Raw genomic sequence first — 1,117 nt, 5'->3', positions numbered from 1 at the left:
TGAACTGCACCCCAAATTTTAGACACCATCTAAAATTTGGAGGTGCTTTTTCTTTTGGCTAAATTTACTAAGGAAGATAAATTAGAAGCTGTAAAACGATATCTAGAAGAAGGCGAAGGGTGTTGTTCCATCGCTAATGATATAGGTGCGCATAAAAGTGTCGTTGAGTATTGGGTGAGGAGATATAAATACCACGGGGAATGTGCTTTTATCAAAAGCTATACAAATTACTCCGTAAACTTTAAACTAGACGTACTCAATTCTATGAACGAACATGGGACGTCTATCTTTGAAACTGCTGCGATCTTTAATTTACCTTCTCCTTCTTCATTGAGGAACTGGCAACATGTATTGGAGACGCAAGGGTGGGCTGCCCTAGAACCAAAGAAAAAGGGGCGTCCAAGGATGAATAATAAAAATCAAAAGGCTTCCAAGAAATCGGCATCAGCTGAAGGATCCGTAGAAGCTCTTCAACAGGAATTAGAACAGTTACGTATGGAAAATGCGTATTTAAAAAAGTTGAATGCCTTAGTTCAAAACAAGGAAAAATCACCAAACAAGACAAAGCGCAAGTAGTCTATGAATTGAGGCATGAGTTCCCGGTGAAAGCCCTCATCAAGCTCGCGTGTATCCCTCGCAGTTCTTACTATTATTGGGTGAACAACAGGAACCGTCCTGACCCAGATGCGGAGTTGAAAAAGCTGATTCAGGCCATTTATGATGAACATGAAGGACGTTTTGGCTATCGTCGGATTCGTGATGAACTTAGAAATCGAGGACACAAAGTGAACCACAAAAAAGTTCAGCGTATCATGCAGGAAATGGGCTTAAAATGCCTCGTACGCATGAAAAAATACCGCTCTTATAAAGGAAAAGTCGGCAAGATTGCACCAAATATCTTAAATCGTAACTTTGAAGCTGAAAAGCCAAACCAAAAATGGGTTACAGATATTACAGAATTTAAGTTGTTCGGAGAAAAGCTGTATTTATCACCTATCTTGGACTTATTTAATGGAGAAATCATCACATATACTCTTGGTTCCAGACCGACATATTCCCTTGTCTCTACCATGTTAGACCAAGCTTTAGTACGTTTGACAGATAAAGATACGCTCCT

1 pseudogene is annotated in these 1,117 nt (G+C 39.7%); it reads left to right on the top strand.

From position 1 onward, the window contains the following. Positions 1-54 precede the first annotated feature (54 nt). A pseudogene (locus ABHN01_RS20000) lies at positions 55-1,117 on the top strand (IS3 family transposase); the annotation flags it as partial.

Origin of the sequence: Fictibacillus sp. NRS-1165, assembly GCF_050468105.1 — a bacterium.
Taxonomy (GTDB): domain Bacteria; phylum Bacillota; class Bacilli; order Bacillales; family Fictibacillaceae; genus Fictibacillus_C; species Fictibacillus_C terrinigri.
The sequence above is the reverse complement of the archived record's forward strand: the minus strand, read 5'-3'. Positions and strand labels throughout refer to the sequence as shown.